Raw genomic sequence first — 19,974 nt, 5'->3', positions numbered from 1 at the left:
CGCTAGTCGTCGCCGAGCAGCCCGCGCAGCACCCGGAGGTTGTGCTCCTGGTCGGCCGCGAACTGCGCCAGCTGCGGCCCGCCGTGCGGCGCGGCGTCCTGCTCGACGACGAGCCAGCCCGTGTACCCGGTGCGGCGCAGCGCGTCGACGACCCCGGCGAGGTCCACGTCCCCGCGACCCAGGGGGACGTTCGCGTCCGCCCACCAGTCCCGCAGCGACGCCGGCCCGGCCGCGCGCGCCTCCTGCAGGGGCGCGAGCCGCACGTCCTTGACGTGCACGTGGTCGATCCGGTCGGCCCAGCGCTCGGCCGCCTCGACGGGGTCGGTGCCGGCCAGCAGGGCGTGCCCGGTGTCGAGCGTCACCCCGAGGGGCGTCGTGGCGAGGAGCCGGTCGACCTCCCACGTCGACTCCACGAAGGTGCCGAGGTGGGGGTGGAACGTCCGCTGCAGCCCGTGGTCGCAAGCGATGGCGACGGCCTCGGCGAGCAGGTCGACGGCGCGGGCCCAGGCCCGGTCGTCCAGACCCGACGACCGGTCGTGCGGGTCGCGCGCGGCCTCCAGGCCCGGGGCGCCGTCGTCCGCGAGGACGATCCGCGCCGGCGGGGCCCCCGCCGCGGCCGTGCCGAGGGCGTGCCGGTCGACCGTGGCGCGCAGCGTCCGGCACGTGAGTTCGAAACCCGCCCGCCCCTCGGCGGTCCACTCCCCCTGCGCCAGCGGCAGGCCGACGTAGACCCCGGCGGGCGCCAGGCCGTGCGCGGCGAACACCCCCGCGGTCTGGTCGGGGTCGCCCAGGAACCCGGTGTCGCCGAGTTCGCTGCCGGTGTACCCCTGCGTCGCGAGGGTGCGCAGGATCGCGTCCCCGTCGCCGTCGGGAGCACCGGCGTGCGGACCCCAGACCCCGAAGCTGACGGGCGCCCCGGCGATCCAGTCCCCGAGTCCGCTCATCGGACGAGCTCCACGATCCGCTGCAGCGCAGCCAGGTCGTGCAGGGCACCCTCGGGCGCGGAGTCGGGGTGCGGGGTGGACCCGGTGACGGCGGACGCGAACGCCTCGAGCTGGCGCTGGAAGGCGCCGTCGGCACCGGCGGGCGGACGATGCGTGCCGTCCGGACCCGTGACGGTCACCTGGCTCGTCGCGTCGAGGCGGTAGGGCGGGGCCACGTCGACGACGACCTCGCCGGCCGTCGTCGTGATGCGCACGGTCTCGGTGTAGTCGGGACGGTCCGGCGTCCACGCCCAGTCCAGGACGAACCGCGCACCGCCGGTGAGGCGGCCGGTGGCGAACACCGTGGGCGGCGCTCCCCCGTCCCAGGCCAGCAGGTCGACGTGGTCGAACTCCGGGGTGCCGAACCCCAGACCGCGCAGCAGCGACAGCTCGTGGACGACGGACCCGCACAGCACCGAGCGGAACAACCGGCGCAGTTCCGGGGAGGTGTCCGCGCCGACGGACGCGTCGAGCGCCCGGTTCTCGGCGTCGTCGTCGGCCGCGATGAGCGGACCGGCGGACGCGGGCAGCGGGGCGGGCGGCGCCATCCGCAGGTGCTCGACCTGCGGGGCGTCGACGGGGTGCCGCACGCTGATCTGCACGAGGCGGGTCTCGCCGAGGTCGGCGAGAGCCGCCTTGACGACGTCGACCGACCGGTCGTGCACCTTCATGTACCCGACCTGCAGGTGCAACCCGGTCTGCCGCGCGACGGCGATGGCCTCGCGCACCTCCTCGGCGGACAGCGCGAACGGCTTCTCGGCCAGGACGTGCTTGCCCGCCCGCAGCGCGGTGACGGCGTGCGCGGCGTGCCGGCCCGGCGTCGCGACGAGGACCGCGTCGACGTCGTCGGCGGCGAACAGCTCCTCCGGCGTCAGCGCCCGGGCGCCGTAGGCGGCGGCCAGCTCGGCGCACCGCTCGGGGTCGAGGTCGGCGACGGCCGCGAGCTCGTGACCGGGGAGCCGGGCGATGAGCGGCAGGTGGATCGCGCGGCTGATGGTGCCGAGTCCGAGGACTCCCCAGCGCAGGGTCACGGGCGTTCTCTCTTCGTGGAGGTGGTTCAGAACGGACGGTCGAGGACCGCGGGCGGTCCGGCGAAGAACGTGCGCAGGAGGCCGACGGCCTCGTCGTCGCCCTGCAGCAGACCGGCGTACCGGGCGGTGGCCGGGTCGAGGTGCCCGGCGTAGAGGGAGGCGAGGTCGGCGAGGCCGACCCGCACGGACGGCGTTCCGCCCTCGGTCACGGTCCCGACGCCGTCGGCGACGTCCAGCGTGAGGACACCGTGGTCCGCCACGTCCAGGACGACCCGGCCCGTGGCGCCGCGAGGGTACCCGCGACCGGCCAGGGCCGCCGGGACGTCGAGCAGACCGAGCATCCAGGTGGAGTCCTCGACGGCCTCCGTCTGCCGCGGCAGGTGCGCCTCGAGCAGACCGCCGGGCCGGACGAGCGCGTGCACCTCGCGGGCGCTGGGTTCGTCGGCGGCGAGGTCGCGCCACAGGCCGAACTCCGCGGCGGGGTCGGCCCCGACGAGGTCGAGGACGGTGACGGCGTAGTTGCCGCCGTGGCCGGGGCGGACGGGGCGACGCCCGAGGGCGCACCACCCCACGACGGTTCCGTCCCGTTCGGCGACGTACTGCCGCGCCGACCCGGTGTCGGTGTCGTGGTCGAGGACGCCGTTCGTGCGCGCCCCGTGGGCGGCGACGAGTTCGGCGACCCGGGCAGCGTCCTGCGGCGTGGCCTCGCGGTGCGTCAGCGAGCGGTCGCGGGGCAGGTCGCGCAGGTCGTGGGTGCCGATCGCGTAGACCGACCGGCGACCGGCTATGCCGCAGCCGGCCTTGCGGTAGAAGGCGTGGGTGGAGGGGATGAGCGCGACGACCTGCGCTCCGGCCTCCCGGGCGGCGGCGAAGGTGTCGGCGATGAGCGCACGACCGACGCCGCGGCCCCGGGCCGTGACGTCGACGGCCACGCCGGCGAGGGCGGCCGCGGGAACCCGGCGACCGCCCCACCACTGCCCGCCGAGGCGGACGACGGCGGTGGCCAGGACGCGCCCGGTCCCCTCGTCGACCGCGACGCGGTGCAGGTACTGCTCGTGCTGCTCCTGGTGCGCGGTGTCCGGACCGTCCGACGTCCGCCGCCCGGGAGGGTCGGCGGAGAACGCGGCCCCCACGAGGGCCCCGGCCTCCTCCTGCTCCTCCGGGCGGGCGGCGCGCAGGACGGTCCGCGGCATCAGCGGACCGCGCCCTTGACCGAGTCGGCGACGAACTGCTTCGAGAAGGCGAGGAACACGACGATGAGCGGGATGATCGCCAGCACGGCGCCCGCCATGACGACCGCGTAGTCGGTGCCGCGGCTGACGTTCAGCTGCGACAGCGCCACCTGCAGGGTCAGCATGTCCGGGTTGATGAGGACGATCAGCGGCCACACGTAGTCGTTCCAGGCCTGGACGAACGTGTAGATGCCGAGGAAGGCCAGGCCCGGCCGGATGACCGGCAGGACGACGAGGAAGTACTGGCGGAAGAACCCGCACCCGTCCATGACCGCGGCGTCCAGGATCTCGTCCGGGATGGACGTCGAGATGTACTGGCGCATCCAGAAGATGCCGAAGGCGTTGGCCGCCGCGGGCACGATGAGCGCCTGCAGCGTCCCGACCCACCCGATGTTGATCATGGTGATGAACTGCGGGACGGTCGACAGCTGGGCCGGGACCATGAAGAAGGCCAGCATGAGGCCGAAGAGGAACTTCTTGGCCGGGAAGTCGTACTTCGCGAACGCGAAGGCCGCCAGGGAGTCGAAGAACAGCACGAGCACCGTGACCGACACGGCGACGATGGCCGTGTTGGCCATCGAGCCGAAGAAGTTGATGCTCGTCAGCACCGAGGCGATGTTCTCCAGCAGGTGCGTGCCCGGGACGACCTTGGGCGGCGTCGCGTAGTAGTCCGCGTTCGTGTTCGTGGCCATGACCACGGTCCAGTAGAACGGGAAGAGCAGCAGCAGCGAGGCGACGACCATCGGCAGGTGCGCCCACTTGGCCGCGTTGCGGACGCTCTTGCCCTTCTGGACCGGGGCCGGCCGCGACGGACCCTTGCGGTCGACCGTCGCCGTGTCGTGAGCAGCCATCTCCGTCACTTCTCCGCACGGGCGGTGATCCGCCAGTTGATGAGGGTGAACACGGCGACGATGGCGAAGACCCCGTAGGCGATGGCCGCACCGTAGCCGTAGTTGTTGTTGTTGAAGGCCTGTTGGTAGAAGTACAGGACCATCGTGAGGCCGGCCTGCCCGGGTCCGCCGCTGTTCGGGTTGATCGAGGCGTTGGAGCCGAAGAGGACCTGCGGTTCGGCGAAGGTCTGCATCCCGCCGATCGTCGAGACGACGACGGTGAAGATGATGACCGGCCGCAGCAGCGGGACGGTGATCGACCAGAAGGTGCGCAGCGGCCCCGCGCCGTCGAGCTTCGCCGCCTCGTAGACCTCGCCCGAGATGGCCTGCAGACCCGCGTAGTAGATGATCGCGTTGTAGCCGACCCACTGCCAGGTCATGATGACGGCCAGGACGATCTTGATCGTCCAGTACCCGTTGAGCCACTGGACCCCGGACAGGCCGATCGCCTCGAGCACCTGGTTCACGACGCCGACCTGGTTGTCGAAGATCGCCTTGAAGAAGATGACGACCGCGACGATCGAGGTGACGCTCGGCAGGAACAGGATGACCTGGTAGAGGGTCCTGAACCGCTTGACCGAGTTCAGCATCGACGCCAGGCCCAGCGACATGAAGAGCATGGGCACGGTGGCCATGATCCAGATGATGATGGTGTTGACGACGGCCTTGCGGAACGTCGCGTCCGCCACCAGGAACCGGAACTGGTCGAAGCCGGCGAACGTGACCGGGCTGATCCCGTCCCACCGGTGGAAGGCCAGCCACGCCGAGAACGCCAGGGGGAACAGCCCGAACGCCGCGAACAGCAGGAAGAACGGGCTGACGGCCACGTACTGCGGCCAGAACCGCAGGGGGTTCCTCCTGGCTCCGGTCACAGCCGGTTTCTGACCCGGGGGTCGCGACCGGCTGCGACGGAACCCTCGGTCGAGGCTGGCCGAGCTCACTTCACGCCCTGGCGCTGGGCGATGTCCTTGGCGGCGGCGACGGCGTCGGTCCAGGCCTGGTCCGGGTTCTTGCCGTTGGCCTCGACGTTGGTCAGCTCGTTGTAGTAAGCGGCCGACACGGCGGAGTCGGAGGCCGCGACGTACTGCTCGGGGACCTTCTCGCCGGCGGGGCCGAAGATGTCGATCGTCTTCTGGCCGCCGAAGAACTCGTCGCCACCGGTGAGGGCGGGCAGCTTCCAGGCGGCGGGGTCGGCCGGGAAGATGGTGGCGTCGGTGAAGGCCTGGCCCTGGTTGTCGGTGCTCAGGATCCACTTGATGACGTCGAAGGCGGCCTGCTTGTCCTCCGTCGCCGACGGGATCGTCAGGAAGGACCCACCGAAGTTGGTGGGCTTCACCGGGTTGTTGGCGATGCGCCACTTGCCGCTGGTGTCGGGCGCGGCGTCGGAGATGTCGAGGGCGTGCCAGGCGGCGCCGAGGTCCATCGCGATGGTGCCGGCGGCCAGGGCGGGCCCGAGGTTCTGGCCCGCGTTGGCGTTGATGCCCAGCGCCTGCGCCTTGACCGTGGTGTCCCAGGCCTGCTTCATCTCGTCGCTGCCGCCGGTGAAGGTGTTGTCCTTGCCGACGAAGCGGTTGGTCAGCTGGCCGACGATGATCTGGAAGACCGTGGCGAGCGAGGGGACCGGGAAGCTGGCCGGGACCTTGCCGTGCAGCTCCTGGCCGAAGGCGTAGAAGTCGTCCCACGTGGACGTGGCGGCGGCGACGGCCGTGGGGTCGGAGGTCAGGCCGGCCTGCTCGAGGATGTCGGCGCGGTAGAACGTCGCGGTGGGGCCGATGTCGATCGGGAACCCGAGCTGCTTGCCGTCCTCGGTCTGCGCCTCGGCCCACTTCCAGGCGAGCTGCGTCGCGGCGATGTCCTTGGCGCCGAACTCGTTGAGGTCGGTGAACTTGTCGGCCACGGAGCGGAAGAAGGGCATGTCCTCGCCCTTGACGCCCGTGATCTGGGGGATGAAGGAGCCGCCCGTGAGGGTGGTCTGCAGCTTCTGCTTGAAGTCGCCGCCGACCTTGTTCGGCTTGATGTCGTCCTTGGGGAACTGCGTCTTGGACGCCTCGACGACCTTGTCGCTCAGGCCGCCGTTCCAGTACCAGAGCGCGAGGCCGCTCGTGGAGCCGCCTCCGCTCCCACCGGAGCCGCCGGCGCTCGTGGAGCAGGCGGAGAGGGCCCCGGCTCCCAGGGCAGCCAGCCCCGAACCGAGGAGGAGGTTGCGACGGGACAGGTTCATGGCGAGACCTTTCTCGACATCCGGGCGCCGTGATCGAACAGTCATCCTCGGCAGCCAGCACTGGCGTTGTTGCGCGAACGCTACTTGGCAGATGCGCGAACGCGCAAGGTATTCTGTCGATCGTGCAAGCAAAGGAGCGGCGCGAGGCCATCGTCGAGGTCGTCCGCCTGAAGGGTCCCGTGGCGGTCGCCGAGCTCGTCGAGCGCCTGGGACTGTCCGAGGCGACCATCCGCCGGGACCTGGTCAAGCTGGACGACGCGGGTCTGCTGAAGCGCGTGCACGGCGGGGCGCGCCCCGTCGACGTGCGCGACGACGTCTACGCCGACCTCGTGGACCGGCAGGCCGAGCCCAAGGAGGCCATCGCCCGGGCGGCGGCCGCCCGCGTGCGGGACGGGCAGTCGGTGCTGCTGGACATCGGCACGACCGTCGGCAGGGTGGCCAAGTACCTGCACGGCCGGCCCATCACCGTCGTCACCCGCAACCTCGCCGTCTACGCCGAGCTGTGCGAGGACCCCGTCGTGGACCTCGTGCTCCTCGGCGGCCAGGTGCGCCCCGCCCACCGCTCCCTCGTGGGGTACCTGACGGAGGAGAGCCTGCGCCAGCTGCGCGCCGACCTCCTGCTGCTCGGCACGAGCGGGATCCGCCGCAGCGGGCACTCGGTCGACACGGTGACCGAGGAGGTCCCCGTCAAGCGGGCGATGATCTCCGCCGCCGACGAGGTCGTGCTCCTGGCCGACGCCTCCAAGTTCCCCGGCAGCGGGACGGCGACGGTGTGCGACGTCAGCGCCTACCGGCACCTGCTGACCGACCGCCTGCCCGACGGCGAGACGAGCTCGGTCCTGCACCACGCAGGCGTCGCGGTCGAGCTCGTGGACACCGCGCCGGTCTCCTGACCGGCGCGGGTCACCACTCGAAGCGGAGGTCCCGGGTCGGGCCGACGGACGGGACGTCCCGCACCTCACCGACGGGGTGGTCCGCCGCGTAGGACGCCGGCCGGACGCCCGCCGCCGCGAGCAGCGTCGGCGTGACCTCGTGGCTGCGCAGCGTCCCGAGGTCGAGCAGCTCCTGCGGCAGCGGCCCGCCGATGCGGTGCAGCAGCAGGAACGAGCGCCGCACGACGACCTCGTCCTCGCCGTGCCCGCCCTCCGGCTTGTGCCCGTGGTCGGTCGTGACGGCGATGAGCCAGTCCTCGCCGAGCTGCTCGTAGCGCTCGGCGACGGCCTTGACGAGGTACCGCACGTGCTCGTCAGCGGCCGCGAGCGCCTCGAGGTACTCCGGCCCGGCCGAGCCGTGCCGGTGCGCCGACTCGTCGGGCCCCTCGAGGTGCACGAACGCGGCGTCCGGTCCCTCGTGGTTGAGGGTCCACGCCGCGCGCGTGCGCACCTGCCGGTCCGCCGAGCGGCACCCGTCGCTGAAGTCGGTGGCCCCGAAGACCTGGTGCTGTCCGCCGACCTGCTGGTCCGGGCGGCTGTGGACGACGGGCCCGGGGCCGCTGGGGTCGACGAGGGCCGGCCACGTGCACGCGGCGAACGTCCGGGCCCGGGGGTCGGCGAAGAAGACCTGGGAGAGCAGGTCGGGGCAGCGCGCGAGGCGGTGGCCCACGAACTCGTTCCACCAGACGTTGTTCTGCTCGTGCGTCGTCCCCGTGAGCAGCGACGACCACCCCGGACCGGAGTCCGTCGGCGGGGTCATCCAGACCGGGACGACGCGGCCGCCGGCCGCGAGCCGCGCCAGGGTGGGCGCGACCCGTTCGGTCGTGCCCTCCACGACGGGGGTCTGCCGGGGCGCGGCCCCGAACTTCGGGTCCGCCGGGTGGTCGGGAGCGGCGAACGCCGGGTCCCCGGCGACGACGTCGGGCAGGGCGAGGTCCAGGCGGACCCCGTCCAGCCCGACGAGGAGCAGCTTCACGACGGGGCGTCCGTCCGGTCCTCGTGCTCCACCGACCAGGACCACGTGTGCGTCCCGGTGGTGATGCGGTACGGCGGCAGCGCGTTCGGGCCGCAGGACGCCGATCCCAGCCCCCGGTGGGCCACGTCGACGACGACCGCGTCGGCGTGGACCGTCACCGTGACCGGCTGGTCGAAGGAGAAGCGCAGGACCCCGGCCGTCGTGGTGACGGCGAGCTCGCGGACGTGGGTGCGGGCACCGTTCTCCTGCGGCCGCACGTACGGTACGGCGAGGTCCGCGACGGGCAGCTCGTGCCAGCCGACGGGGGCGGCGCAGCGGTCCGGGTACGTCTCCCACGGGCCGGTGCCGAACCAGCGCGCACCGATCGCCGCGCCGGCCAGCGGCACCCGGACGCCGACGCGCGGGACGTCGTCGAGCCCGTCGGGCAGCACGACCGTGTCCACGCAGTGCAGACCGCGCTCGTCCCACCGGAGGGCCTGGGTGTGGCGGACCTCCCCCGCCGTGGTCTTGAGCACCGACACGACCGCGGAACCCTCGACGGCGACGACGGCGGGCTGGGCGTCGCGCAGCCCCGCGGCGACCCAGCGCGCCCCGTCACCGGCGATGTCGTCGTTGTCGGTCGGGTCGCGCCACAGCGTGAGCTCGGGCCGGGCGAGGCCCGGGAACTCCAGGGCACCCGTGGCGTCGACGACGACGGGCGACCGCGTCCCCTCCGCCACGTCGCGGGCCCGGTCGGGCAACCGCACGCACGGCCGGCTGACCTCGGCCCCCGCGGGGTTCCACGCCGTGCCCTCGGCCTGGGTCACGACGAGCTGGAGCCACCGTTCACCGGCCCCGGCCTCGGCGAGTTCTGCGGGCACCTCGACCACGGCGGTGCAGCCCGCGGCGAGGTCGGGCAGGTCGGCGGGTGCCGACAGGGACGTGCCGTCGCTGGACTCGAGGACCCACTGCCCGCGCAGGTGGCCCAGACCGGAGAAGTCGAGGGCGTTGCGCACGCGCAGCACCCCGTCCTCCAGGCTCAGCCGCACGGGCGAAGCGAGTTCACGGTGCTCGTACATGGCGGGTTTGGGTGTGCCGTCGGGCAGCACCACTCCGTCGAGGCAGAACGCGCCGTCGTTCGGGGTGTCCCCGAAGTCGCCGCCGTGAGCCCAGCGGAATCCCGCGGCCGGGACGCCGTCGGCGAACTGCCCCGCACCGGCGCGGCCCGCGGGGAGGCGGTCGTCCTCGCGCTGCAGGATGCCGTGGTCGGCGAACTCCCAGATGAACCCGCCCTGCAGACCGGGCAGCGACTCGATCGCCGCCCAGTAGTCCGACAGGGACCCGTTGGAGTTGCCCATCGCGTGGGAGTACTCGCACTGGATGACGGGCCGCAGCGGCGGGTGCTGCGTGACGTGCTCGACCATCTGGTCGAGGTGGGCGTACATCGGGCAGACGATGTCGCTGGCCGCGAAGCCCGCGCTCCAGTCGTCCTTGATGGCGCCCTCGTACTGGACGGGACGGGTCGGGTCGTCGCGCCGGATCCAGGCCGCGACGGCGTCGTGGTTCGCGCCGTAGTCGCTCTCGTTGCCGAGCGACCACACGATGACGCTCGGGTGGTTGCGGTCGCGGCGCACCATGCGCGCCACGCGCTGCGTGAACGCCGGCAGGTAGGCCGGGTCGTCGCAGATCTCGTGCGCCCACGCGTGCGACTCGATGTTCGCCTCGTCGACGACGTAGAACCCCAGCTCGTCGGTGAGGTCGTAGAACGTGGGGTCGTTCGGGTAGTGCGACGTGCGCACGGCGTTGAAGCCGAAGCGCTTGAGGGTCAGCAGTTCCTCGCGCACCTGCGCCGTCGTCACGACGCGGCCCGTGAGCGGGTCCCGGTCGTGCCGGTTCATGCCCCGGACGAAGATCCGCCGCCCGTTGACGAGCAGGTCCGGGCCCACGACCTCCACCGTGCGGAACCCGACGCGCTGGACCTCGGAGTCCACCAGCGTCCCGTCGGCGTCCCGGAGTTCCACGGTGACGTCGTGCAGGACGGGGTTCTCCGCGGTCCACGTCGCGATCCCGGGGAACTCGCCGCGGAACCGGGCCCGGCCGCGGTACAGGGAGATGCGCTCGTCGTCGAGGTCGCGCTGGTGCGCGGCCGCGTCGAACGCCAGCGCCGTCTCTCCGAGGCGGACGTCGATGCGCCATCCCGCGGGTAGGTACCCGCGGCGGGCGCCCTCGCCGCCGTCGCAGCCGACGCGGACGTCGACGGACAGGCGTCCGTCGGCGTCGGCGACGGTCCGGACGTCGGACAGGTGCAGCGACGGCCGCGTGAAGAGGCGGACGGAACGGGTGATCCCGCCGTGCCACCACTGGTCCTGGTCCTCGACGAAAGTGGACGCGGACCACTTCACGACGGTGAGCTCGACCTGCACGGTCGCCCCGGGCGCCGCCCAGGGGGTGATGTCGAACTCGGCCGCGAGGTGGGAGTCCGTGCTGGACCCGACGGGTTCCCCGTCGACGCGGACCAGCAGCGTCGACTCGGCCGCACCGACGTGCAGCAGCACGCGCTGCCCGGCCCAGTCCGCCGGGACGGTGACGTCCCGGCGGTACACGCCGGTCGGGTTGTGCGCGGTCGGCGGGGTCGGCGGCAGGTCCGGCCACGGCATCTGGTCGTTCGTGTACCAGGGCGGATCGGCGACCTCCCCCCACAGCGAGGGTTCGGTCGTCCAGCACCCGGGCACCTGAGCGGTGCGCCAGGTGGTGAGTTCCGCGGCCTCGGGGTGCGCCCGGAGCTGGAACTCCCAGTCGCCGTCGAGGTCGATACAGGTGAACCCGTCGTCGGGGACGGCCCGCCGGAGGGTTCCGACGGGTTCACGACGGCGCCCGACGTGCTCGGGCTCGAGCCACTCCCTCACGCGCGGGCCAGCCGCAGGCTGAGGACCTCGAAGGGGCGCAGCGCGAAGCCGACGGTGCCGTCCTCGAGCAGCGAGGCGACGCCGCGGGCGGCCGCGGTCCCGTCCTGCGCCGGGTCCTCGAGGAGGTCGACGACGGTCGCCTCGGCGATCGGGAACGACGTCCGCAGGACGCCCTTCGCCCGGGCCCCGCGGGACTCGTAGATGCGGACGACGACGTCGCCGGAACCGTCCTGGGCGAGCTTGACGGTCTCCAGGGTCGAACCGTCGCCGGTCACCGTCACCGGCGCCTCGGGCAGTTCGGCCGGGCCGTCGACCTCGCGCAGCGGCAGGTTGACGTCGTACCCGGTGCGGACGGCGTCGGCGATCTGCGCGCCCGGCACGAGGGAGTACGACAGGACGTGCCGGCCCTGGTCGGCCTGCGGGTCCGGCATCTTCGGGCCGCGGACGAGCGAGAGGCGCACGGTCGTGGTGGACCCGCCGTCCTCGCGGGCGGCGCGGGTCGTGTCGTGGCCGTAGGTCGAGTCGTTGGCCACGGCGACGCCGTAGCCCGGTTCGGCGACGTGCACCCAGCGGTGCATGGCCGTCTCGAAGCGGGCGTGGTCCCAGCTGGTGTTCGTGTGCGTCGAGCGCTGCACGTGGCCGAACTGGATCTCCGAGGAGCTCACCGCGGCGTGCAGGTCGAGCGGGAACGCCGCCTTGAGGAACTTCTCCTGCTCGTGCCAGTCGATCTCGGTGCGCACGTCGATGCGGTCGGACCCGGCCGCGAGCACGTACTCCTGCTCGATGCGGGACTTCCTCACGGTGCGCACGACGCGCACGCGGGCCCGCAGCGGACCCTCCTCGACGACCGTGACCTCGTCGGCGTCCACGAGGTCGACGACCCGGTGCTTGTAGTGCAGGTCGACGTCCCAGGCGTCCCAGTTGTTCGGGAAGTCGCTGTGCAGCTGCAGCAGGTTCCCGCGCGTCCCGGGGGCGAGGACCTCGCGGTCGTTCACCTCGTCGACGACGGAGGCCAGCAGCCCGTCGGCGTCGACGACGACCGTGAGGACGCCGTTGGCCAGGACGAGGGTGCCGTCGGCCCGCGTCACGGTCACCGGGGTGGTGTTCTCGCGAGTCGCGTCGGCGAGCACGGCCGCACCGGACGCCGGCACGTGGACGAGCTGGTCGCCGACGACCTCGCTGCGGTCGTGCGGGGCGGTGTTGAGCAGGACGCGCGAACCACTGCCGAGCGCGTGGACGGCCTCGGTGACGAGCGCCTCGAGGTCGGCGCGGACCTGGCCGTAGGTCTGCTCGGCCTCGCGGTGCACCCAGGCGATCGAGGAGCCCGGGAGGATGTCGTGGAACTGGTGCAGCAGCACGATCTTCCACAACCGGTCGAGCTCGGCGTGCGGGTAGGAGTACGAGGGGACGTTCAGCGCGGCCGTCGTCGCCCACAGCTCGGCCTCGCGCAGCAGGTGCTCGCTGCGGCGGTTGCCGGCCTTGGTGCGCGCCTGGCTCGTGTACGTCGCGCGGTGCAGTTCGAGGTACAGCTCCCCGGCCCAGACGGGCGGCGCGGGGTACTCGGCGCGGGCGTCGGCGAAGAACTGGTTCGGGTCCTCGACCTTCACCTTCGGCGAGCCCTCGAGGTCGGCGAACCGGCGGGCGCGCTCGAGCATCTCGCGGGTGGGGCCGCCACCGCCGTCGCCGTGACCGAAGGGGGCGAGCGAACGGGTGCCGCGACCCTTCTCGGAGTAGTTCTCGACGGCGTGCGTGAGCTCCTCGGCGGAGAAGATCGCGTTGTAGGTGTCGACGGGCGGGAAGTGGGTGAAGATCTGCGTCCCGTCGATGCCCTCCCAGCGGAAGGTGTGGTGCGGGAACTTGTTCGTCTGGTTCCACGAGATCTTCTGGGTGAGGAACCAGTCCATGCCGGCCAGCCGCGCGATCTGCGGGTAGGCGCCGGAGTAGCCGAAGGAGTCGGGCAGCCAGACGCCCTTGCAGTCGACGTCGAACTCGTCGCGGAAGAACGACTTGCCGGTGACGAACTGCCGGACGAGGGCCTCACCACCGGGCAGGTTCCCGTCGGCCTCGACCCACATGCCGCCGACGGGGACCCACTGGCCGGCCTTGGCGGCGGCCTGCATCCGGGCGTAGACCTCCGGCGAGCGCTCCTTGACCCACGCGTACTGCTGCGCCTGGGAGCAGGCGAAGACGAACTCGGGGTACTCCTGCGCGAGCGCCGTCACGTTGGCGAACGTGCGGGACGTCTTGCGCTGCGTCTCGCGCAGCGGCCACAGCCACGCCGAGTCGATGTGCGCGTGCCCGACGGAGGACAACGTGTGCGCGCTGCCGACGGCCGGGGAGGCCAGGACGGCGGCTAGTTCGGCGCGCGCCGCGGTGGCGGTGCCGGAGATGTCGTCGAGGTCGAGGGCGTCCAGGGCGCGGTCGAGCGCGCGGGCGATCTCGTACCGTCGGGGTTCGGACTCCGGCAGGTGCCGCATGAGGTCGTCGAGGCACTCGACGTCCACCGCGAGCATCCACACCTCCTCGTCGAGGACGACGAGGTCGGCGACCTTCATCGTGTAGAGGTGCTGCTCCCCCGCGGTCGACTTGTCGCCCAGGGGGGTGGGCTTCATGTCGTCGGCCATGATGTCGGGGTTGGCCGCCATCTCCAGCAGCCAGTCGACGGTCTCCCCGCCCTGCGCGTCGCGGACGACGGGGACGATCTTGTTGTCCGGCGCGACACCCTTGATCGGCACCCCGTCGAGGGAGTGCACGAGCGCCTCGGCCTGGTTCCCCGGCCAGTCGCCGATGAACCCGAGGTCGAACTGCGCCTCGACCCGCTTGCCCGCCCACTCCGCGGGGACCTGCGCCTGCGCGCGGACCCACGTCGTCGACCACGGCCGGCCCCACGTGGTGCCGGTCGAGAACTCGCCGAACTCCCCGACCTCCAGCGCGGCGACGGCGTCGCGTGCAGGCACCGGTTCGTCCGGGACGAGCCACGCCGACAGGGTCATGGGGACGCGCTGCGGGTGGACCGCCGGGCGGATGCGGTGGTTCAGGACGCGCTGGACGCGGCCCTCGACCAGGGAACGGTCGTCGTGCACGGGGGCTCCTCGTTGAGGGGTTCTACGTTCGGGGGGGGCGAGCAGGTGGGTCAGGACCGGCCGAAGACGGCGGCGACCTCGGGGATCCGGTCGATGTACCCGGCGAGCAGCTTCTCGGCGATGTCCACCGAGCGCACGAGGGGGTGCGTCGCGAAGGCCATGAGCGCCTCGGACTCGTCGCCGTGCAGGGCCGCGGCGATGACGTGCCGCTCGACGGCCTTCACCTGCTGCATGAGCCCCAGCTGGTGCAGGTCGGGCGCGGTCGTCGCGAACGGACGGACGCCGGACCCGTCGACGGCCACGGGGACCTCGACGACGGCGTCGGACGGCAGCCCGGCGATCGTGGCGCCGTTGCGGACGTTGAGGATCGCGGTCGACGGCTCGTTGCGGCTGATCGCGGCCATGACGGCGAGCGCCACGCCCGCGTAGCCCTGCTGCGAGGGGTCGGTCTCCGGCGGCTCCGGGTTCTCCGGCGCACCCTGCTCGCCACCCTTGGCCTCGGCCATGTAGCTGGCGCTGCGGTCCAGGACCGTCTCGCGCCACAGCTGCGCGGCGCGGGACCCGGAGCGGGGGAGCTGGTCGAAGAAGTCGCCCTGCGTCTTGAGCAGGAACTCCCCGCGGGTGAGGGAGGACTCGCGGATACGGGCGACGGCCTCGGCGTTGCGGTACCAGTAGTAGAGGTACTCGTTGGGGATCGCGCCGAGCGTCTTGAGCCACGGGGCGCCGAAGACGTGCTGCTCCTCGAGGTGGGCCAGCAGGCCGTCGTCGCCGAGCAGGTCGGGCAGGACGTCGCGGCCGTGGACCTCGACGCGGCGCAGCCAGCCGAGGTGGTTCAGGCCGACGTAGTCCAGGCGCGCGTGGTCGGGGTCGTACCCGAGGAGCATGGCGACGCGGCGGCCGAGACCGGAGGGGGTGTCGCAGATGCCGAGGACCTTGTCGCCCAGCACACCCTGCATGGCCTCGGTGATGATGCCCGCGGGGTTGGTGAAGTTCAGGACGTACGCGCTCGGCGCGAGGCGCTTGACGCGCTCGGCGACGTCGACCATGAACGGCACGGTGCGCAGCGCGTACGCGAGGCCGCCGGGGCCGGTCGTCTCCTGGCCCAGGACGCCGAGGTCCAGGGCGACGCGCTCGTCGGCGCAGCGGCCGGCGAGGCCGCCGATGCGGACGGCGGAGAACACGAAGTCGCTGCCCTCGAGCGCGACGTCGAGGTTCGTCGTCGTCTCCAGCGCCGGGGGTTCGGTGAACCCCTCGGCCAGCTGCTCGAGCACGGCGCGCATGCCCGCGAGGCGGGATTCGTCGGAGTCCTGCAGGGTCACCGTGGTGATCCGCGGGTCGCCCTGGTCGCGCAACAGCGCCTGCCACACGAAGGGGGTGCGGAAACCGCCACCCCCGAGGATCGCCAGCTTCACGCGCCCACCCCTCGCTGCTCGTTCACGCACGCAGACTATGACCGAACGCGCATCCTTGACTAGTCTGTTGCGCAATCCACTGCACGATCGATCACCCGTCCGCGAGGAGCCCGCCCGTGTCCGACCTCGACCTCGTCTTCGGCGGGCGCGTCTTCTGCGACCTCGTGATGTCCGGCGTCGCCGCCCCCACGATCGGCGCCGAGGTCTTCGCCGACGGGTTCACGGTGACGGCCGGCGGGACGGCCACCCGCGCCGTGGCGGGCGCCCGGCTCGGGTTCCGCACCGCGCTCGTCGGCGCGACGGGGACGGACATGTTCGGTGGGGCCGTCCGCTCCGAGCTCGCCGCCGAGGAGCGCCTCGACCTGCGCTGGCTCGCCGAGCTCCCCGACGCCCACACCGCCGTGACCGTCGCGCTGACGAACGCCGCCGACCGCAGCTTCGTCACCTACGAGGAGCGCGCGACGTGGCTGTCCGACGCGCTACCCGTTCCGCTGCCGTCGGTCGGCGCGTGCCACGTCGGGATCGCCGAGGGCATCCCCGCCTGGGTCGCCGAGCTGCGCGCCGCCGGGACGCTCGTCGTCGGTGGCGTCGGGTGGGACGAGACCGAGCAGTGGGACACCGCCGTGCTCGACCGCCTCGCCGAGCTCGACGCCTTCGTGCCCAACGAGGACGAGGCCCTCGCCTACACCCGCACCTCCGACGCGTCCACCGCTCTCGACGCCCTCGCCGCCCGCACGGGTCTGGTCGTCGTGACGCGCGGGTCCGCCGGGGCGATCGCCGTCGACGCCGCGACCGGGGAGCGCTGCGAGGTCGCTGCGCCCCGCGTGACCGCTGTCGACCCCACCGGGGCCGGCGACTGCTTCGTCGCGGCGTTCTGCGGCGGCCGGACCGCGGGCTGGTCGTTGGAGACGTCGGTGGGTTTCGCCGTGTTGGCGGCGTCCCTGTCGGTGCAGCGGCTCGGTGGCTCCGCAGGCGTGCCGACGCGCGCCGAGCTCGCGACGGCGATCGCCTGGCACCGGGAGCACGACAGCCTGCCCGCCGGCGACTGGGGCCGGGTCCTGGAGCACCTGCAGGGCTGACGCTCTGTCGGGGGTGTCTGCCAGGGTCGTCGCGTGATCCCTTCCGCGGCCACCTCGACGCCCCCGCTCCGGCGGGTGGACGACGCCGCGCGACGGGCACTGCTCGCGTGGGCCGACCTCGACCGCTTCGAGATGCCCGAGGTGCCGAAGGACTCGCGGTACCGGGCCTCCGGCCGGCTGCGGGCGGAGATCCTCGACGGGGTCTGGCCGCCACGGCCGACGCAACCGGCCCGGGCCGGGGAGGTGCTCGTCTGCTCGGTGCTCGTGGGCTGCGTCCCCCGCCGCCAGGTCGAGGACGGCCTCCTCGCTGCGTACGCCGACGACCTGCGCCTGACGGAGTCCGTGCGCCCCGCCCGCACCGACGGCCCCCTCACCTACCGCGCGGAGTTCCTCGTCGACGCGGCCGGTGCTCCGGTCGAGGGGTCGCTGCAGTACCACCCGCTCGTGGACTTCACGGCCGCCGTCCGCGGCTCCCTCGGAACCACCGAGGCCCTGCGCCATGTGCAGCGTCGTGAGCAGGCGCTGGCGGAGGCCTTCTCCGAGGTCCTGCACGGCGGGGACCGGCAGCCAGCCGACCACGTCCGCGCTGTCCTCGACCTCGTCGACGACGGCACCGGTCACGTGCGGTTCGACGCCCGCTGGGTGCCGGAGGACCAGGCGGGTTCCCCGCCGCCACGCAGCTTCTACCGCGCCGACCTGCTGCACGTCGCCGCCCACCCGACGTCCCCGGCCGCCGCCACGTTCCTCACCGGCCGTCCCGGCGCGACCCCGGTGGGTGCGGTCGACGTGCTGCGCCGCGACGTCCGCGAGCAGCTCCTCGACCCCCTCGCCCTGCCACGGTCCACCTGGCCGGGGGAGAACAAGCCTCGCCTCTCGCAGCAGGTCGCCGTCCAGTCCGTGCTGACGGGTGACGACCCGGTCTGCGCGGTGAACGGTCCGCCGGGGACGGGCAAGACGACGCTGCTCCGCGAGTTCTACGCCGCCGTCGTCACCGACCGGGCCCGGGTGATGGCCACGTTCGACGAACCGCGGTCCGCCTTCGGTTCGGCGCAGACCGTCCCGCTCACGCAGGGTGGGACAAGGCGGTTCCACCGCGTCGACGAGCGGCTCACCGGCTTCGAGGTCGTCGTCGCGTCCTCCAACAACGCGGCCGTCGCCAACGTGAGCCAGGAAGTCCCGGGACTCGGCGAGATCGCCGGCGTCTGGCAAGACCGGGTCGCGCACTTCCGCGACGCCACGGCACCGGACCCGTCCTCCGGTCGCGGTCGGCCCGGACTGCTCACCGACGACTCCCCCGCCTGGGGACTCGCCGCCGCCACCTTGGGGCGCCGCAGCCTGGGCGCCCGCTTCGGCTCGGTGGTCGGGCGGTACCTCAAGGCCGACGACCCGGGCGAGCACCTCCTCGCGTCATTGCGGCAGGGCGGGTCCCTGGAGGACTGGAAGGCGGCGCAGCACCGGTTCACGAGGGCACTCGCCGCGGTCGACACCCATCTCGCCGGGCTGGCGAGGGCGCGGGACGAGGTGCGCGCCGCTCGAGCGGACGCCGACGACGCCACCGCCCGCTGGACGACCGCACGGGACGCCATCGCGGCGGCCACCGAGCTCTCCACCGCCGCACGCCGCGACGTCCCCGCCGCGGAGGACCGCGCCCGCCTCGCCGCCGAGGCCGTGGTCCGACTCCGCGCCGCCCGGCCCGGGTTCTGGGCCCGCCTCGGGAAGTCGACGGCCGCCCGGCAGGCCGAGGCCGCCTTCCAGCGCGCGGTGACCGACTCCGCGGCCGCCGAGGACCGACTCCGGTCGCTCGTGGACGCAGCCGCTGAAGCGCACACCGCCCACGTCCGGCTCGAAGCGGAGTTCCTGGCCGCCGGGACCGCCCGTGACGACGGCGAGCGGAGGGTCCAGGAGGCTTCCGCCGGTCTGGGGCCTGCCGCGGTCGACGAGGGCTGGTGGTCCCGGTCCCGCGACGAGCAGGAGACGGGCCAGGCGTGGGTGGACGACGACCTGCACGCCTTGCAGGCCGAGGTGTTCGGCGCCGCGATGGCCGTGCACGAGCAGTTCGCCCGCCGCGCCGGCCAGCAGGTGGCGACGAACCTCCGGGCGTGGATGCACCTGCAGTCCGGCGAGGTACGTCAACCCGACGCGACCCGGCTCGCCACCGACGTGTGGCGCTCGTTCTTCCTGCTCGTCCCGATGGTGTCGACGACCTTCGCCTCCATGGCCCGCCTGTTCTCGGGTGTCTCGGCCGGCGCCCTCGGGTGGCTCGTCGTCGACGAAGCGGGACAAGCGACGCCCGCGCAGGCCGTCGGCGGTCTGCACCGTTGCCGCCGGGCCCTGGTCGTCGGTGACCCGCAGCAGCTCGAACCCGTCGTCGCGCTGCCCGACGTCCTCGTCGACCGGCTTCTGGCCCACCACGACGCTCCCCCGGAGCTGTCGCCCACCCGGGGCTCGGTGCAGAGGTCCGCCGACGCGGTGTCCCGCTGCGGCACAGCGCGTCCCGGTGGGTGGGTCGGATCCCCCCTCCTCGTCCACAACCGCTGTCTCGACCCGATGTTCACCATCGCCAACGAGATGGCCTACGACGGCGAGATGGTGTTCGGCCGGACACGTCCCGCCACCGACGGGGTGCTCACGGTCGGCGAGAGTCGCTGGATCGACGTCCCCCACCCGGGAGGGAGCCACTTCTCCCCTGCGGACGGTCTCGTCGTCGACGCTGTCCTGCGAAGCGTTCGTCAGTCGGGCGGCAACGTCCCAGTCGCCGTCATCGCCCCGTTCCGTGACGTGGTCGAGGGTCTCAAGAAGGTGGTGGAGGGTCACGAGAACGTGCAGCTGGGGACGGTGCACACGTTCCAAGGCCAGGAGCGGCCGCTCGTCGTGCTCGTCCTCGGCGGGAAGTCCGTCGGCGCCCGTCAGTGGGTAGCCGGCACGCCGAACCTGCTGAACGTCGCGGTGACCCGCGCTCAGGACCGGTTGATCGTCGTCGGCGACTGGCAGCACTGGCACGACGTCGGCTGCGCCGCCGACCTGTCTCGACACCTGCCGCGCACGTCAAAGTAGCCCCGGAACGCAGAAGAGGGGAGCAGCACCACCCGCAGGCGGTGCCACTCCCCTCAACCTCTCACAAGTGTGAGTGGCCGGCGGTGACCTACTCTCCCACCCAGTCTCCCGAGCAGTACCATCGGCGCTGGTGGGCTTAGCTTCCGGGTTCGGAATGAGACCGGGCGTTTCCCCACCGCTATGACCACCGGACCAC

General features: G+C 72.9%; 13 protein-coding genes and 1 rRNA gene. 3 read left to right on the top strand and 11 right to left on the bottom strand.

Annotation, left to right across the window (positions count from 1 at the left end):
• Positions 1–2: 2 nt before the first annotated feature.
• The 6 genes from AB1207_RS09510 to AB1207_RS09485 form a co-directional block, all read right to left on the bottom strand.
• On the bottom strand, positions 3–944 hold the full coding sequence (locus tag AB1207_RS09510; protein ID WP_367637872.1) for a TIM barrel protein: 942 nt from the start codon (positions 942–944) through the stop codon (positions 3–5).
• On the bottom strand, positions 941–2,014 hold the full coding sequence (locus tag AB1207_RS09505) for a Gfo/Idh/MocA family protein (protein WP_367637871.1): 1,074 nt from the start codon (positions 2,012–2,014) through the stop codon (positions 941–943). Before AB1207_RS09505 ends, AB1207_RS09510 begins: the two co-directional genes overlap by 4 nt.
• Before the next feature lie 26 nt (positions 2,015–2,040).
• Positions 2,041–3,207: a GNAT family N-acetyltransferase gene (locus AB1207_RS09500; RefSeq protein ID WP_367637870.1), complete on the bottom strand. Its 1,167-nt coding sequence runs from the start codon at positions 3,205–3,207 to the stop codon at positions 2,041–2,043.
• Positions 3,207–4,097: a carbohydrate ABC transporter permease gene (locus AB1207_RS09495; RefSeq protein WP_437178903.1), complete on the bottom strand. Its 891-nt coding sequence runs from the start codon at positions 4,095–4,097 to the stop codon at positions 3,207–3,209. The genes AB1207_RS09500 and AB1207_RS09495 overlap by 1 nt, the downstream gene beginning before the upstream one ends.
• A gap of 5 nt (positions 4,098–4,102) precedes the next feature.
• On the bottom strand, positions 4,103–5,008 hold the full coding sequence (locus tag AB1207_RS09490; protein WP_367637869.1) for a carbohydrate ABC transporter permease: 906 nt from the start codon (positions 5,006–5,008) through the stop codon (positions 4,103–4,105).
• A gap of 65 nt (positions 5,009–5,073) precedes the next feature.
• The gene (locus AB1207_RS09485) at positions 5,074–6,357 is read right to left on the bottom strand and encodes a type 2 periplasmic-binding domain-containing protein (protein WP_367637868.1); all 1,284 of its coding nucleotides are present in this window, start codon (positions 6,355–6,357) and stop codon (positions 5,074–5,076) included.
• A 122-nt stretch (positions 6,358–6,479) separates the two neighbouring features.
• Here AB1207_RS09485 and AB1207_RS09480 point away from each other — a divergent pair, with 122 nt between their 5' ends.
• Entirely contained in the window at positions 6,480–7,250 is a 771-nt protein-coding gene (locus tag AB1207_RS09480) for a DeoR/GlpR family DNA-binding transcription regulator (RefSeq protein WP_367637867.1), read from the top strand.
• Between the two features lie 10 nt (positions 7,251–7,260).
• Here AB1207_RS09480 and AB1207_RS09475 read toward each other — a convergent pair whose 3' ends face one another.
• The 4 genes from AB1207_RS09475 to AB1207_RS09460 are packed head-to-tail and all read right to left on the bottom strand — an operon-like array spanning position 7,261 to position 15,645.
• Positions 7,261–8,265, bottom strand: coding sequence for an alkaline phosphatase family protein (locus AB1207_RS09475; RefSeq protein ID WP_367637866.1), 1,005 nt, complete (start codon positions 8,263–8,265; stop codon positions 7,261–7,263).
• On the bottom strand, positions 8,262–11,150 hold the full coding sequence (locus AB1207_RS09470) for a glycoside hydrolase family 2 TIM barrel-domain containing protein (protein ID WP_367637864.1): 2,889 nt from the start codon (positions 11,148–11,150) through the stop codon (positions 8,262–8,264). Before AB1207_RS09470 ends, AB1207_RS09475 begins: the two co-directional genes overlap by 4 nt.
• A complete protein-coding gene (locus tag AB1207_RS09465; RefSeq protein WP_367637863.1) occupies positions 11,147–14,233 on the bottom strand; it encodes an alpha-mannosidase in 3,087 nt (1,028 codons plus the stop codon). Before AB1207_RS09465 ends, AB1207_RS09470 begins: the two co-directional genes overlap by 4 nt.
• 50 nt (positions 14,234–14,283) lie before the next feature.
• Entirely contained in the window at positions 14,284–15,645 is a 1,362-nt protein-coding gene (locus AB1207_RS09460) for a 6-phospho-beta-glucosidase (protein ID WP_367637862.1), read from the bottom strand.
• Positions 15,646–15,761: 116 nt separating this feature from the next.
• Between AB1207_RS09460 and AB1207_RS09455 the strand changes: the two genes are divergently transcribed.
• On the top strand, positions 15,762–16,724 hold the full coding sequence (locus AB1207_RS09455) for a carbohydrate kinase family protein (RefSeq protein WP_367637860.1): 963 nt from the start codon (positions 15,762–15,764) through the stop codon (positions 16,722–16,724).
• A gap of 33 nt (positions 16,725–16,757) precedes the next feature.
• Complete coding sequence (locus AB1207_RS09450) at positions 16,758–19,778, top strand: DEAD/DEAH box helicase (protein WP_367637858.1); 3,021 nt, start codon at positions 16,758–16,760, stop codon at positions 19,776–19,778.
• A gap of 75 nt (positions 19,779–19,853) precedes the next feature.
• On the opposite strand, the gene rrf is transcribed toward AB1207_RS09450, so the two are convergent.
• Positions 19,854–19,970: ribosomal RNA gene (rrf, locus tag AB1207_RS09445) — 5S ribosomal RNA — on the bottom strand.
• Between the last annotated feature and the right edge of the window lie 4 nt (positions 19,971–19,974).

The sequence above is a fragment of the Kineococcus endophyticus genome, from assembly GCF_040796495.1.
Taxonomy (GTDB): domain Bacteria; phylum Actinomycetota; class Actinomycetes; order Actinomycetales; family Kineococcaceae; genus Kineococcus; species Kineococcus endophyticus.
The sequence above is the reverse complement of the archived record's forward strand: the minus strand, read 5'-3'. Positions and strand labels throughout refer to the sequence as shown.